This window comes from Mesorhizobium qingshengii (genome assembly GCF_900103325.1).
GTDB classification, from domain to species: Bacteria; Pseudomonadota; Alphaproteobacteria; order Rhizobiales; family Rhizobiaceae; genus Mesorhizobium; species Mesorhizobium qingshengii.
Map to the genome: position 1 here is coordinate 411,814 of NZ_FMXM01000005.1, position 14,714 is coordinate 426,527.

Annotated in this window: 13 protein-coding genes and 1 tRNA gene; 8 read left to right on the forward strand and 6 right to left on the reverse strand. The window is 63.3% G+C overall.

Translation table 11 applies throughout. The features are described 5' to 3' along the window. Positions 1-310: 310 nt before the first annotated feature. Together BLS48_RS11035 and BLS48_RS11040 are read left to right on the forward strand one after the other, a co-directional pair. Positions 311-2,095 carry a glucan ABC transporter ATP-binding protein/ permease gene (locus tag BLS48_RS11035; RefSeq protein ID WP_091577502.1) on the forward strand — a complete coding sequence of 595 codons (1,785 nt, stop codon included), beginning with the start codon at positions 311-313 and terminating at the stop codon, positions 2,093-2,095. A 108-nt stretch (positions 2,096-2,203) separates the two neighbouring features. Then, positions 2,204-2,962 (forward strand): heme ABC transporter permease, encoded by a 759-nt coding sequence (locus tag BLS48_RS11040; RefSeq protein ID WP_091577503.1) that lies wholly within the window; start codon positions 2,204-2,206, stop codon positions 2,960-2,962. 57 nt (positions 2,963-3,019) lie between these two features. Here BLS48_RS11040 and BLS48_RS11045 read toward each other — a convergent pair whose 3' ends face one another. Then, a complete protein-coding gene (locus tag BLS48_RS11045) occupies positions 3,020-3,310 on the reverse strand; it encodes a hypothetical protein (protein WP_091577505.1) in 291 nt (96 codons plus the stop codon). 147 nt (positions 3,311-3,457) lie between these two features. Beyond that, positions 3,458-4,516 carry a D-TA family PLP-dependent enzyme gene (locus BLS48_RS11050; RefSeq protein ID WP_167365039.1) on the reverse strand — a complete coding sequence of 353 codons (1,059 nt, stop codon included), beginning with the start codon at positions 4,514-4,516 and terminating at the stop codon, positions 3,458-3,460. Positions 4,517-4,807: 291 nt separating this feature from the next. Between BLS48_RS11050 and BLS48_RS11055 the strand changes: the two genes are divergently transcribed. Beyond that, positions 4,808-5,494, forward strand: a complete 687-nt coding sequence (locus tag BLS48_RS11055) for a D-lyxose/D-mannose family sugar isomerase (RefSeq protein WP_091577621.1) — start codon at positions 4,808-4,810, stop codon at positions 5,492-5,494. Positions 5,495-5,878: 384 nt separating this feature from the next. Here the strand turns inward: BLS48_RS11055 and BLS48_RS11060 are convergent, their stop codons facing one another. The 3 genes from BLS48_RS11060 to BLS48_RS11070 all read right to left on the reverse strand — a co-directional run bounded on the left by BLS48_RS11060 (position 5,879) and on the right by BLS48_RS11070 (position 7,812). Further along, a complete protein-coding gene (locus BLS48_RS11060) occupies positions 5,879-6,499 on the reverse strand; it encodes a hypothetical protein (protein ID WP_091577622.1) in 621 nt (206 codons plus the stop codon). 133 nt (positions 6,500-6,632) lie between these two features. Further along, a tRNA-Gln gene (locus tag BLS48_RS11065) sits at positions 6,633-6,706 on the reverse strand. Between the two features lie 173 nt (positions 6,707-6,879). Beyond that, on the reverse strand, positions 6,880-7,812 hold the full coding sequence (locus tag BLS48_RS11070) for a lysylphosphatidylglycerol synthase domain-containing protein (RefSeq protein ID WP_091577508.1): 933 nt from the start codon (positions 7,810-7,812) through the stop codon (positions 6,880-6,882). A gap of 291 nt (positions 7,813-8,103) precedes the next feature. On the opposite strand from BLS48_RS11070, the gene BLS48_RS11080 reads away from it, so the two are divergent. Next, the gene (locus tag BLS48_RS11080) at positions 8,104-9,543 is read left to right on the forward strand and encodes a Ppx/GppA phosphatase family protein (RefSeq protein WP_425284676.1); all 1,440 of its coding nucleotides are present in this window, start codon (positions 8,104-8,106) and stop codon (positions 9,541-9,543) included. A 136-nt stretch (positions 9,544-9,679) separates the two neighbouring features. After that, positions 9,680-10,471 (forward strand): RlmE family RNA methyltransferase, encoded by a 792-nt coding sequence (locus tag BLS48_RS11085; protein WP_091577513.1) that lies wholly within the window; start codon positions 9,680-9,682, stop codon positions 10,469-10,471. 10 nt (positions 10,472-10,481) lie between these two features. On the opposite strand, the gene BLS48_RS11090 is transcribed toward BLS48_RS11085, so the two are convergent. Beyond that, positions 10,482-11,903, reverse strand: a complete 1,422-nt coding sequence (locus BLS48_RS11090; protein WP_091577515.1) for an MFS transporter — start codon at positions 11,901-11,903, stop codon at positions 10,482-10,484. Positions 11,904-12,186: 283 nt separating this feature from the next. On the opposite strand from BLS48_RS11090, the gene guaB reads away from it, so the two are divergent. From guaB to BLS48_RS11105, 3 genes are read left to right on the forward strand one after another with little or no spacing between them, the layout of a single operon-like run. Further along, positions 12,187-13,689, forward strand: coding sequence for an IMP dehydrogenase (gene guaB / locus BLS48_RS11095; protein WP_091577517.1), 1,503 nt, complete (start codon positions 12,187-12,189; stop codon positions 13,687-13,689). Then, positions 13,640-14,260 carry a hypothetical protein gene (locus BLS48_RS11100; protein WP_091577518.1) on the forward strand — a complete coding sequence of 207 codons (621 nt, stop codon included), beginning with the start codon at positions 13,640-13,642 and terminating at the stop codon, positions 14,258-14,260. The genes guaB and BLS48_RS11100 overlap by 50 nt, the downstream gene beginning before the upstream one ends. Positions 14,261-14,289: 29 nt before the next feature. Continuing rightward, complete coding sequence (locus BLS48_RS11105; RefSeq protein WP_091577520.1) at positions 14,290-14,709, forward strand: MAPEG family protein; 420 nt, start codon at positions 14,290-14,292, stop codon at positions 14,707-14,709. Positions 14,710-14,714: the final 5 nt, after the last annotated feature.

Sequence of the window (14,714 nt, forward strand, 5' to 3'; positions counted from 1 at the left end):
CTGGGAGCCGCCAGGACGCGTTACTTTGCGCGTACTGTTCAGAAGGCGATTTCAGCCCCTCGTCATTCGCCTGACATGCCTCGTGATTAAAATTTCGGCAGCACGAGCCGTCTGCCATGATTCCGCCGCATGCCTGACATTTTAGCTGTCTTCTCAAACCGTTAGGTGATCACGGCAGATTTCGGAACGTCGCCATCTTTTGTTCGCTCGAAGGGAACTGAAGAGGTACACGGCCATTGTTTTGCGACGTATCAAGCGGTACGAGTCAAATGATGCAGTGCACAATAAACAGCATGGCGGAGTAACTGGGGTGACCCTTCTGCAAATCTACTGGCGAGCGCTCGGTTATCTGGCCGAAGACAAGAAACGCGTCGCGTTGATCTGTTCGGCCAACGTCGCTCTCGCCATCATCGCCATTCTCGAGCCGATCATGTTCGGCCGGGTGATCGATGCGATTTCCGAGCGCGGTTCCGTGTTTACCACGCTTGCCATGTGGGCGGGCCTGGGCGCCTTCAACATCGTCGCCTTCGTTCTGGTGGCGCGCGGCGCTGACCGTTTCGCCCACAAGCGGCGCAGCGAGGTGCTTTGCCAGTCTTTCGAACGCGTGATCACCATGCCGCTCGCCTGGCACCATCAGCGCGGCACCTCCAACGCCTTGCACACGCTGTTGCGCGCGGTCGAGACGCTGTTCAGCCTGTGGCTCGAATTCATGCGTCAGCATCTGTCCACTGCCGTTGCCCTTGTCCTGTTGGTGCCGACGGCTATCAGCATGGATCTGCGCATGTCGCTGGTCCTGCTGGCGCTCGGCGCGCTCTATGTGGGCATCGGCCGGCTGGTGATGAAGCGGACCAAGGCTGGCCAGGCCGCCGTTGAGCGTCACTATCACCAGGTGTTCGCGCATGTGACGGATTCGGTCAGCAACGTCGCCGTGCTGCAGAGCTACAACCGCCTCGGCCATGAGGCTGATACGCTGCGCCGCTACGTGAAGAACCTGCTCGACGCGCAGAATCCGGTGCTCGACTGGTGGGCGATGGCCAATGCGCTGCACCGCCTGTCGTCGACCATTTCGATGATGGTGGTGCTTTTGATCGGTGCCTATCTGGTCACCCATGGCCAGTTGCGCATCGGCGACGTCATCGCCTTCACTGGCTTTGCCACGTTGCTGATCGCGCGGCTCGACCAGATGTCGGCCTTCGCCAACCAGATTTCCGAGGCCCGCGCCAAGCTCGAGGACTTCTACCATCTCGAGGACTCCGCCGCTGACGCCGCCGAGCCGGATGGCTTGCGCGATCTGACCAACGTCACCGGCCATGTCCGCTTCGAGAATGTCGGCTTCGAATTCGCCAATTCGGGACAAGGCATCGACGACGTGTCGTTCGAGGTTCAGGCCGGTCAGACGGTCGCCATCGTTGGCCCGACGGGCGCCGGCAAGACCACGCTCATCAACCTCTTGCAGCGCGTCTTCTCGCCGTCCCATGGGCGTATCCTGATCGACGGTATCGACACTCGCACCGTGACCCGCAAGTCGCTGCGTCATTCGATCGCCACCGTGTTCCAGGATGCCGGCCTGCTTAACCGCTCTATCGAGGACAACATCCGCGTCGGCCGCGCCGATGCGACCAATGACGAGATCCATGCCGCCGCCAACGCGGCTGCCGCGCAGGACTTCATCCTGGCCAAGAGCAGCGGCTACGATACGCTGGTTGGCGAACGCGGCGGCCAGCTGTCGGGTGGCGAGCGTCAGCGAATCGCCATTGCCCGCGCCGTGCTGAAGGACGCACCGATCCTGGTGCTCGACGAGGCAACCAGCGCCCTCGACGTCGAGACCGAGGACCGCGTCAAGGAAGCGATCGACGAATTGCGGCGCGACCGCACCACCTTCATCATCGCCCACCGCCTAACCACCGTTCGCGACGCCGATCTGGTCGTGTTCATGGATAAGGGCAGGGTAGTCGAGATGGGCGGCTTCGCGGAACTTTCGATGCGCAATGGCCGGTTTGCCAGCTTGCTGCGCGCCGGTGGCCTGCTTAACGACGAGGAGGTTCGCCGCCTCAGCCGCACCGTTCAGCAGCAGCAGCAGGAAGCAGCCGCCTGATAGGGTTAGTGCTGCCTCCGCCTTCTCCCGAAAAGGGAGAAGGCAAGACCCGCCTGCGACACCGCCGCTCGATTGCCCCAAACGCGCCGCCGGTCTATGTAGAGCCGCATGAGCGACATGACTTCACGCCTGACCGGCTGGATGGATCTTGCCAACCCGACGCGCTTCGTCGGGCTGGCCGACAAGATCGTGCCATGGCTGGCAACGATCGCCGCGCTCATCCTCGGCATCGGGCTCTATATGAGCTTCGCGGCGCCCGAGGATTTCCAGCAAGGCATCACCGTCCGCATCATGTACCTCCATGTGCCTTTCGCCTGGCTCGCTATGATGTGCTACACGCTGATGGCAATCTCGGCGCTGGGCACGCTGGTCTGGCGGCATCCGCTGGCCGATGTCGCGCTGAAATCCGCGGCCCCCATCGGGGCTGTCTTCACCGCCCTGGCGCTGGTCACCGGTTCGATCTGGGGCAAGCCGATGTGGGGCACCTGGTGGGTCTGGGATGCGCGGCTGACCTCGGTCTTCGTGCTGTTCCTGATGTATCTCGGCATCATCGCGCTGACCCGTGCGCTCGACGATGCCGGGCGCGCCGCCTGGGCCGCCGCCATCATCACGCTGGTCGGCTTCATCAACATCCCGATCATCAAATTCTCGGTCGACTGGTGGAACACGCTGCACCAGCCGGCCTCGGTGTTCCGGCTCGGCGGGCCGACCATCGATCCCAGCCTGCTGTGGCCGCTGCTGGTCATGGCCGTCGGCTTCACAGTGCTGTTCTTCGCGTTGCACCTGATGGCGATGCGTACGGAAATCCGCCGCCGCCGGGTCATTGCAATGCGTCGCGTCGCCGCCAGGCAGGCCGAGCGGATTTAGGGCGCCATTGCGCCGGTGCACTGACAGATCAAGCGTTCATCGTCTCTGAACAGCTTGTCATTTCTGCAGATTGTGAACCTCGAACGCGGTCTCCTGAGGCGGCGAGGTGAACCCGCCCTTGATGCCCGTTTTCATTTGAGGCATCAGGATATCGTCCCGGAATTGCTCCCAACTCTTCTTGGATTCGTGAACCGCGACAATTGACCAGCCACCGGCCGACGGGCCGGCAACATGGAAGACTTGGCCTTTTGGCAGGCTTTTTCCGCCTGCTGGATGCACAGCAGCGATTGACGCCTCGTATTGCTCCTTCGTGCCGCCAGGAAAATAATGCGTGATTGCGTAAGCCATTTTTGTTTTCCTCCCGAGCAAGCCGCAAACCATCCAATGGCCGGCTTGCTGAAGCCAGATTGACGTAAGGGAACACCGGGGACAAGCAGAACCTTAGACAGGGTCGACCATGCACCATGCCCTGGACACGGGTTTTGGATGTTCGCGTCAGCCGGTGCGGCCGCGCGCGACCACCGGCAGCGTTTCCAGCACCTTTTCACCTGAGATCAGATGCACCTGGTCGAACAGATTGGTGACGACGCAGCAATGGTCGGGCACGACGCGGACGCGTTCACCGATGCGCAGCTTGGCCTGGTCCGAAAGCGTGACGGTGCCGTGCTCCTCGCTCAAGCCGGTCACCCGCGCGCCCGACACGCCGAGCAGCTCGCCGAAATCGGCGAGCCCCAGCGTATCGCTGGACAGCGCCTTGCTGCCGGCGTCGAGGATGGCGCGCGTCGGCGTCGGATGGCTGACCACCGTCGACAGCACCGTCAGCGCGCAATCGTCGAGAGTGCCGACGCCTTTGGCGACCTGATAGCGATCGAGATAGATGTAGGTGCCGGGGCGATATTCGGTGACGACCGATGCGCCGCTGGAGCGCCACATGTCCGGCGTGCCGCCGCTGGAGATGCGTTCGCAGGCGAGGCCCGATGCGGCAAGCGCCTGCCTGGCCTTGGCAAGCCAGGCCTCGGCCTCGGCCGCGCGGCCGGCGGCCGGATAGGTCATCAGCCCGCCGAAGACGAGGCCGCCAGCCTTGTCGATCTGTCTTGCCAGCGCAATCGCTTCGTCAGCCGTCTGCACGCCGCAGCGGCCCATGCCGGTGTCGCATTCGACCAGCACCGGCAGAGGATGGCCGGCGTCGGTGAAAGTCGCCGCCAGCCCTTCCAGCGTCTCCATGCTGTCCGCCGTCACCGACAGGGTGATACGGCGATGCAATGCCAGAAGCCGCTGCAGCTTGGCGCGGCCGAGGATGTTGTAAGGGATAAAAATATCGGTGAGCCCGGCGTCGGCCATCACCTCGGCCTCGCCGATCTTCTGACAAGTGATGCCGACGGCGCCGGCCGCCACCTGCTTCTTCGCCCAGTAGGGCAATTTGTGCGTCTTGATATGCGGCCTCAGCTTCAGCCCGTTCTTGTCGGCATGGGCCTGCGCGCGGGCAATGTTGGCTTCGGCGCGCGCCGCGTCGATAAGGATCGAGGGCGTATCGAGGTCGTGGATGGTCGGCATCATCTGTCACCCTATGAAAATCCGCAGGGGTTATGATCCTGAAAGCGCGCGATGTCACGCGGCCAGCCGGGCGGATCTGTGGTCCATGCGCACAAGCCGCAAGGCGGTGCAGGGCGGCAAGACGGATCGACACCGCATCGGTGTTCGGCTATGCGGTTTGCCAATGCATGTCGCTCAAAGATGCGTAGCGGTTTGGGACAACGACATGCATGCTAACAACTTCAAGCGTATCGCGTGAACCCCGTCAGACGCCGCGCGCTTGAGCAAAGTCGACACGAAGGACCCATGATCATGAAACGCTCCGCCATCAACGACATCATCCGCGAAGCCGACGCTTTCATCCGCTCGTTCGGCTACATCATGCCGCCCTTCGCCTATTGGTCGCCCGAGGAAATGAAGGCGCGCCAGGTCGACTCCTCGGCCATCTTTACCTCCCGGCTCGGCTGGGACATCACCGACTACGGCCAGGAGAAATTCAAGGAGCTCGGCCTGTTCCTGTTCACCGTTCGCAATGGCCGCTACGAGGACATGAAGAAAGGCATGGGCATGCTCTATGCCGAGAAGATCATGATCTCGCGCAAGGACCAGCTGTCGCCGATGCACCGCCACAACATCAAGGCCGAGGACATCATCAACCGTGGCGGCGGCAAGCTGGTGCTGGAACTGTTCATGCACGATCGCGACGGCGGCATCGATCCCAAGGCCGAGGTGTCGGTGCCTGTCGACGGAACCATCCACAGGCTGCCTGCGGGCGGGCTGTTGAAGCTCGACCCCGGCCAGAGCGTGACGCTGCTGCCCGGCGTCTGGCACGCCTTCTGGGCCGAGGGCAAGGATGTGCTGATCGGCGAGGTGTCGACCGTCAATGACGACCTCACCGACAATGTCTTCCGCGAGCCCATCGGCCGCTTTTCCAACATCGACGAGGATACAGCGCCGGTGCACCTGCTGGTGTCCGACTACGAGAAGTGGCTGGGCTAGGTCCAGACGCTAAGGCGCCGGCCGGGGCCGGCGCTCAAGTCACCTCAATGACAGCAGCCTGGCGCTGGCTGTACGCTTGTCCTGCACAGGCAAGATGAACTGATCGGCACGTCCGCCTTGGCCAGCGCCACCGCTAGGGTGGAGATGGGGCGGCGGTAGGCGCCGAGGTCGAAGCGATCCATGTCTTCCATTCAAGTGGCCGGCCGAGAAGCCTGTGGCCAGATTCCTTCGCTATCAGTGTGTGCCGAAATCTGTAGGCATGGCAAACGCCATGAGTGCCATCGCCGCTATAGGGCGCCTTCCTGCTAACGGCTTAGGGCGACGACAGGTTGCGGTTGTTGTTTTGGTGCTGATGGGATGCGAAGGGCGGCGCGCCAGCTGCCCTTATTTGGTCCCTTCGTTTTGCCAGCCAGCCAGCTCTGGCAGGTCGTCAAGCCAACTCTTCTCGGTGATCGAGGTATCGCCGGCCTGCGGTGCGGCATCCGTGGCGTTTTGAATCAGCCAGTCCACCCACTTCCGATAGGCAACCGCATCCAGCTGGGGCGGCAGCACCTTGGCCTTGAGCAGCATCCTCTTGCGGAAACTGGTTTGCCTGCGGAGCTTGGTCGTCGTGAACTTGATTGCCTTGCCTTGGTATTCAACCGTCCACCGGTCGCCCCCATGACCGACAAGCCTGTCGATGGCGAAGCCGGCATCGACCGGTCTATCCCGCCAGGGAAGCTCGACGGCACTCTTCCTCAACGCGATGGCCCATCGCCTGTAGTTGGCCCCGGCGCGCTGGGGCGGCAGCACACCGGCCTGTTCGAGCATCTTTCTTCGGAAGGTAGGCTGCTTTTTTAGCTGGCCGGTCGTGAACTCGACGCGATGCCCACGAAACTCGACGTGCCACCGGATCCTTCCGTTGCCGACATACTTCACCAGCCTGTCGATGAAGAACTCACCATCGGCAAGCATCACGCAGCCTTGGCTGATGCTTTCGAGAATAAACTCGGAGTCAGTGACCATCATGTGGCCTCGTGCCTGAAAGTTTATGGAGCTTAGCCATTGGAATGAACCAAACGCCACCAATCTTTCGCTAAGGCAACAGAATGCGCACCCTTGGTAATACTGGAGCTAGGCGGTCGATCCTGATCAAGTTTGGCTGGGGAACCTGGATTCGAACCAGGACTAACGGAGTCAGAGTCCGTGGGTCTACCGTTAACCTATTCCCCAGCAGGCGCGGTCATGAACCGCGCGGGCCGAGCGGGCAAGCCGCTGTGAGCGCTGCCTTGTAGCCGCCAGCGGAAAATAGTCAAGCCTGCTCTGCGGTTCAATCGGCAGGTTTTGTCGGCGGGTTTCAGGCGCCACGTTTCAAACGTCGCGCTGGGTCTCGTGCCTATCCCGCCTCAGCTCTCGCTGCGGCTGAATTGCGAGCGTTCGAAGTACAGCACCACGCCCAGGCCTAGAATCAGCGGGATGATCAGGTAGAACAGCCGGAACACCAGCAGCGCCGCCAGCACGCCGACCGGGTCCATGTCGGAAAGCCCGGCCAGGAACACCACCTCGAACACGCCGAGCCCGCCCGGCGCGTGCGAGATCTGCGCGATCGAGAACGAGACGAGGAAGACGCCTAGCACGACGAAATAACCGGGATTGTGGGCCTCGGGCAGGGCAAAGAAGATGATCGCGGCGGCCGCCAGCAGTTCGATCGGGCCGATCAGCAACTGCCGGGCGACGATCGGCAGCGCCGGATAGTGCAACTGGAAGCTGGCGATCTTCAGCGGGCGCAGATGCAGCCAGCTGCCGAAGATATAGGCGGCGACCAGCAGCAGCATGACGACGCCCGCCCCCTGCGACAGGCCGTGATGGGCGATGCCGGAAAACCGGTCGAGTATCTGCGGCTCGAAGACAAGCACAAGGCCGGAGGCGAGCAGCGTCGACAGCACGAAGGTGATCCAGCAGATCGCCACCAGGATGCCGACATCCTGGCCGGTCAGGCCTCTGGTGCCGTAGGCTCGGTAGCGGATGACGGCGCCGGAAAACACCGAGCCGCCGATATTGTGCGACAGCGCATAGGTGGTGAAGGAGCACAGGGTGACGAACAGCCACGAGACTCGTCTGCCGATATGCAGCAGCGCGATGTGGTCGTAGCCGGCGAGCGAGGCATAGGCGATGACCGAACTCAGTGCGGCGAGGATCCAGCCGCGGGTCGGAATCGCTGATATGCCGCCCCAGACATCGTCGAGCGAGATGCCACGCAGTTCGTGCCAGAGCAGCAGCAGCGAGAAAATCACCGCCGCAAGGCCGACGACCGGCCAGAAATAGCGTCTCCAGTTCATTGCCTGATTGCCATGCGTTGCGGATCCGCTTCCTTTTCTGTCGGGAGACCGGCTGGTCCGGATTCTTCCATTTCAGGAATGCCTCATTGAAGCCGGCTATTCAACCGCGAACGCTTGTCGCGCCGGCAACCGGCAGGGTTGTCCTTGTCGAGAGCGGCCGAAAGGCAGGCGCCGGCAGGGTTGCGCTGCCAATCCAGGCTTGCGGATACATTGCGCGGCGCGGCCGGAAAGGCGGTTGGTGCGCCCAGCCGGCAAAATTCAGCATGCGGCTCTTGGTGATCGGGCGCGGCACTGTTAGTCTGGCGGCAACTTAAAACACTGAAGCGCCCGCAGCGTCCATCATCGGTTCGCGCGGCGCCGGAAGGAACGACAGTGGAAGACCGCGACACCGGCGCCGGCGCGCCGGAGGTGGGCGCGTCCAGCGCTTCCCCAGGGCCGGTTGGCTCGGGAACCGCCAGTTGGCAGCAGCGCCGCCCGACGGAGGCGCGCTCCGCCGACGGGCAGGCGGGCGACGCGACCAACAAGGGCAAACCCAAGAAACGGCGCAAGCGAAGGCGCGGGCGCAAGGTTTTCGCGCGCGACGAGGCGCGGCCCGCGGAGATTGGGTCGCCGGCGCCAGGCAAAACCGCTGCCCCGGCAAATGAAGCGCGCAGATCGGCGGAGGCGGTGGCCTCGCCCGCTGCCGCGCCGGTGCGGCCCGAACAGGGCACGCGTCGGCCGCCAATGCAGGAGCTCCCGGTGTTCGCGGCGCTCGACCTCGGCACCAACAATTGCCGGCTGCTGGTTGCCGTGCCGACGCGGCATGGTCAGTTTCGCGTCATCGACGCTTTTTCGCGCATCGTCAGGCTGGGCGAGGGGCTGACCGCCAATGGCCGGCTCGGCCAGCCGGCGATGGACCGCGCCGTCGAGGCGCTGAAGATCTGCGGCGACAAACTGCGCAACCGCAAGATCCGCAAGGCCCGGCTGATCGCCACCGAAGCGTGCCGCACGGCGGAAAATGGCGTCGAATTCCTCGAGCGCGTCGAGCGCGAGGCCGGCTTGAAGCTCGAAATCATCGACCGCCAGACCGAAGCGCGGCTGGCGGTGTCCGGCTGCGGCTCGCTGGTCGAGCGCGACACGCAAGGCGTCGTGCTGTTCGACATTGGCGGCGGCTCGTCCGAAATCGCGCTGATCGATCTCAGCGGCCGCCGTTCGCCGCGGCTCGCCAACCACATCGTGTCGTGGACGTCGCTGCCGGTCGGCGTCGTTTCGCTGGCCGAGCGTTTCGGTGGCCGCACGGTGACGCGCGAAATCTTCGCCGCCATGGTCGACGACGTCGCCGGCCGTCTGGCCAGCTTCGACGGCCGCGACCGGCTGAGCCATCTCAAGGCCAGCCCGAACTTCCATCTGCTTGGCACGTCGGGCACGGTGACGACACTGGCTGGCGTTCACCTTGACCTCGAACGCTACGACCGCCGCCGTGTCGACGGGCTGTGGATGGACCGCGACAGTGTCGATCGCATGGTCGAAAGACTGGTTGGCTGGGATTTCCAGCAGCGCTGCGCCAACCCTTGTATCGGTGCCGATCGTGCCGATCTGGTGCTGGCCGGCTGCGCGATCCTCGAAGCGATCCGCGCCGTGTGGCCGTCGGAGCGGCTGCGCGTCGCCGACCGTGGCCTGCGCGAAGGCATATTGAGCGAGTTGATGGCCGATGACGGCGTCTGGCGCAACGATGGGCGTGGCAGAGCATGATCCCGAAAAGTGGCGAGCGGTTTTCGGAAAAGATCATGCTCGGACAAGAAATCATGATCCCGAACCGAAGGACCGCGTCAGCGAAAAGTCGCGACCGGTTCTCGCTGGAGATCATGCTCAAACAAGAAATCAGGCAATGACCAAGAAACCGGAAAAACCAGGATCAGCCAGCATTCGCGTGCTGAAGACGCGGATCAAGAAGAAGAGCGGCCTGAAGGAATCGTCGCGCCGCTGGCTGCAGCGCCACATCAACGATCCCTATGTCCAGCGTTCGAAGGCTGACGGCTATCGCTCGCGCGCGGCCTACAAGCTGATCGAGATCGACGACAAGCACCATCTCCTGAAGCCCGGCATGAAGGTGATTGATCTGGGCGCCGCACCGGGCGGCTGGTGCCAGGTCGCCGCCGCGCGGACGAAATCGACGGCCGACAACCCACATGTCGTCGGTATCGACTATCTGGAAATGGACGCGGTGCCCGGCGCCCCGGTGCTGTTGATGGATTTTCTCGACCCGCTGGCGCCGCAGAAGCTGGCCGAGGCGCTGGGTGGCGATCCGGATATCGTGCTGTCCGACATGGCGGCACCCACCACCGGCCACAAGCGGACCGACCACATCCGCACCATGCATCTGTGCGAGGTGGCGGCCGATTTCGCGCTGTCGGTCCTGAAGCCAGGTGGGCATTTCCTGGCCAAGACCTTCCAGGGCGGCGCCGAAAACGAGCTGCTCTCGATGCTCAAGAAGAACTTCCGCTCGGTGCACCACGTCAAGCCGCCGGCGTCGCGCGACGAATCGGTCGAGCTCTATCTGCTGGCAAAGGACTTCAAGGGGCGGGAGCCGCCGTCAGGCGGATCGGAACGTCCAGTGGACGTTTCGAAAGCTTCGAGCGCCCGGAGCGACAACGAAGGGCAGGGCGAGCCCGAAGCTTGACTCAGCCGGATCAATTGCCGGGCGGGCTTACCGTTTCCAGCTTTTTGGGCGTTGTCAGCCGGCCATGGCCGGAAACGGCATTGCCGGCATCGGGCGCCAGCCGGATGAAGGATAGCGACGCTGCGGCGGATATCGCCGCGACGATGAAAAAGGCGGTGTGGAAATCCGCCAGCGTCAGCGACCTGTCATGGATGCTCGTCGACACTTCCAGGATGCCGCCGGCCACCGCTACACCAAGCGCGATCGACAGTTGTTGGAACACGGCGGCAATCGGCGTCGCCTTGCTGGTGTCGGCCGCCGAAACCTCGGCATAGGCAAGTGCGTTGACGCCGGTGAAGAACATCGAGCGGATGAAGCCGCCAACCAGAAGCATGGCCAGCATCAGCAGATAAGGCGTGTCGGGGGTGAACAGGCCGTTGACGGCAATCGACGCCGCGGCGACCAGCGAGCCGACGACCAGCACGCGGCGGAACCCGGCGCCGCGGAAGATCAGCGCGGTGACGAATTTCACGCCGATGGCGCCGATCGCCGAGACGAAGGTGATCATGCCGGACTGGAAAGGCGTCAGCCCGAAGCCGATCTGGAACATCAGCGGCAGCAGGAACGGCACGGCGCCGATGCCGATGCGGAACAGCGAGCCGCCAAGCACCGAGGAGCGGAACACCTGGTTGCGGAACAGCTCGAGTGCCAGCAGGGGATTTTTGGCGCGGCGGGCGTGCAATAGATAGAGTACGCCCGACACCAGCCCGACCGCCACGGTGATGAACCCGGCGATCGGCGGCAGGGCCGGCAGGCTGACCACCGACAGGCCGAACACCACGCCGGATGCCGCCAGACCGCTCAGCACGAAACCGATGAAGTCGAGCGGCGGCGTTTCCGCCGGTTCGGTCTCCGGCAGGAAACGCGTCGCCAGCCAGATGCCGATCAGGCCGATCGGCACATTGATCAGGAAGATCCAGTGCCAGGTGAAATAGGTGGTGATGAAGCCGCCGACGGGCGGACCGACCAACGGCCCGACCAGCGCCGGAACGGTCAGCCATGACATCGCCGCGACGAGTTCGCTTTTCGGCGTCGCCCGAACCAGCACCAGCCGCCCGACCGGTGTCATCATGGCGCCGCCAATGCCTTGCAGGAAGCGCGAAACCACGAAAGCCGGCAGCGAACCGGAAAGCGCGCAGGCGATCGAGCCGACGATGAAGACCGCGATCGCGGCGCGAAAGACAGTCTTGGCGCCAAAACGGTCAGCCATCCAGCCGCTGATCGGAATGAAGATCGCCAGCGACACGAGATAGGCCGTCAACGCCAGCTTGAGCGCGATCGGGCTGGTGTGGATGTCGATGGCAATCGCCGGCAGCGATGTGGCAATCACGGTCGAATCCATGTTTTCCATGAAAAGTGCGACCGCCAGGATGAGCGGGATGGTGCGATTCACGAGCGTGCCCGTTTCAGAGTCTTTCCGGCTGGGGGCAAACCGGTACGAGGGGCGGGTATCACGGCTGGACACGGATGTCGCATTAATTTGCTGTCACTTTTATGCGACCGGCAACCGTAGGTGGCGTCCTTTCGGCAACAACTCACCTTTCCGGGAGCGTGAAATCATCGGCTTTTCATCGGCGGCGGGACGTGGTACCAGCCAGCGCCAATCCTGAAAGGGAAGAAACGAGTCGGCGCTGTCCATTCCGGTCCAGCGCTTTTTTGTATTCCGAGGGCTGGCCATGGCAAAAATCATCGAAACGTCCACCGGCGCACTGGCGCTGACCTTTGACGACGTGCTGCTGCAGCCCGGTCATTCCGAGGTCATGCCCGGCGAGACCGATGTGCGCACCCGCATCGCCGGCGACATCGACCTCAATGTGCCGATCCTGTCGGCGGCGATGGATACCGTCACCGAGGCGCGCCTCGCCATCGCCATGGCCCAGGCGGGCGGCATTGGCGTCATCCACCGCAATTTCACGCCGGCCGAGCAGGCCGAGCAGGTGCGCCAGGTCAAGAAATTCGAATCCGGCATGGTGATCAATCCCGTCACCATCGGCCCCGACGCCACCCTTGCCGACGCGCTTTCGCTGATGCGCACCTACTCGATTTCAGGCATTCCGGTGGTCGAGAATGGCGGCACCGGCGGCCAGAAGATCGGCCGGCTGGTCGGCATCCTGACCAACCGCGACGTGCGTTTTGCGTCCGATCCGGCGCAGAAGGTCTACGAATTGATGACCCGCGAGAACCTGATCACGGTCAAGGAGAATGTCGACCAGGACGAGGCCAAGCGGCTGCTGCATCAGCATCGCATCGAGAAACTGGTCGTTGTCGACAAGCAGGGCAACTGCGTCGGGCTGATCACCGTCAAGGACATCGAGAAGTCGCAGCTCAACCCGCACGCCAGCAAGGACGCGCAGGGCCGCCTGCGCGCCGCCGCCGCCACCAGCGTCGGCGACGACGGTTACGAGCGCGCCGAGCGCCTGATCGAGGCCGGCGTCGATCTTCTGGTCATCGACACCGCGCATGGCCACTCGCAGCGCGTGCTGGACGCGGTGACGCGCGCCAAGAAACTCTCCAATTCGGTTCGCATCCTGGCCGGCAATGTCGCCACCGCGGAAGGCACGCAGGCGCTGATCGACGCCGGCGCCGACGCCGTCAAGGTCGGCATCGGACCGGGCTCCATCTGCACCACCCGCATCGTTGCCGGGGTCGGCGTGCCGCAGCTTTCGGCCATCATGTCGGCGGTGGAAACCGCGCACAAATCGGGTGTCTCGGTGATCGCCGATGGTGGCATCAAATATTCCGGCGATCTCGCCAAGGCGCTCGCCGCTGGTGCCAGCGCCGCCATGATCGGCTCGCTGCTGGCTGGAACCGACGAAAGCCCAGGCGAGGTCTATCTGCACCAGGGCCGCTCCTTCAAGGCCTATCGGGGCATGGGTTCTGTCGGCGCCATGGCGCGCGGTTCCGCCGATCGCTACTTCCAGGCCGAGGTGCGCGACACGCTGAAACTGGTCCCGGAAGGCATCGAAGGGCAGGTTCCGTACAAAGGACCTGTGTCTGGAGTGCTGCACCAGCTTGCGGGCGGGCTGAAAGCCGCTATGGGTTATGTCGGTGGCCGCGATCTTGCCGATTTCCGCGAACGCGCCACCTTTGTGCGCATATCCAACGCCGGACTTCGTGAAAGCCACGCCCATGACGTCACGATTACCCGCGAAAGCCCGAACTATCCCGGCGGAGTCTGATCCGTACGGGCTCGGGCGAAGCCTGACAGCGACGATCCTGCGGCTGCCACGCCACGCGGCCGCGCTTTGTTTCCTGTCGGCGGCGATCTTCATCGCCATGACGGCGCTGGAATTCCTCTACTTCCGCCAGTTGAGCGGCGGCTTGCCGTCACTCGATACGCGCTTTCTCGGCTTCACGCCGGATGAAGGCATGGCCTGGCTGACGGCGCTCGGTCGGCGCGGTGGCGAGACCATTCTCGTCTGGCACTATCTGACCTTCGATCTCTTGTTCCCGGCGCTGTTGTCGATGACGCTGGTCAGCCTGGTCCTGGCCACTGGCCGGCGCCTGAAGAACTTTCGCGTGCTGCCGGGACAGGTTCAGTCGATCTTCGCGCTGGTACTGGTTCTGCCCTACACGCTTGCCGACTATGCCCAGAACATAGCGGTGGCCAGCCTTCTGTCGGATTTCCTTTCGGCCAATCCGGATTCGCTGTCTTTCGCCTCGGCGCTGATCGTCACCAAATTCGCGCTTCTCGCCATCCCGCTCATCGTCATTGCCGTTTTCTGGCTGGTGGCACAGAAACAACATTGACCTGATCCGGCATCAGGGCAGGGGGTTCCATGAACCAGACCGCGATCTTCTGGCCTATCCTGGCGCATGTGCTGCTGATCTACATTGTTTACGGCGTCATGGGCCGGCGCAGGTATTTCGCGGTCAAGTCAGGCGAGGCCAAGGTCGGTCAGTACAAGGTGCGCTCGACCGAACCGTCATCCAGCGTCACCGTTGCCAACAATTTGATCAACCAGTTCGAACTGCCGGTGCTTTTCTACGTGCTGTGCCTGGCGCTGCACCTGACCAATGGCGTCAACTATCTGACCCTGGCGCTGATGTGGATCTTTGTCGCGTCCCGCTATTTCCATGCCTGGGTTCACCTGACCAGCAACAATCTGCTCCTGCGCAGCCGGTCTTTCTTCGTCGGGGCGGTGATCCTCTTGGTCGCCTGGATATGGTTCGCGCTTCACCTGCTCGGGGCCGTGTGAGCAGT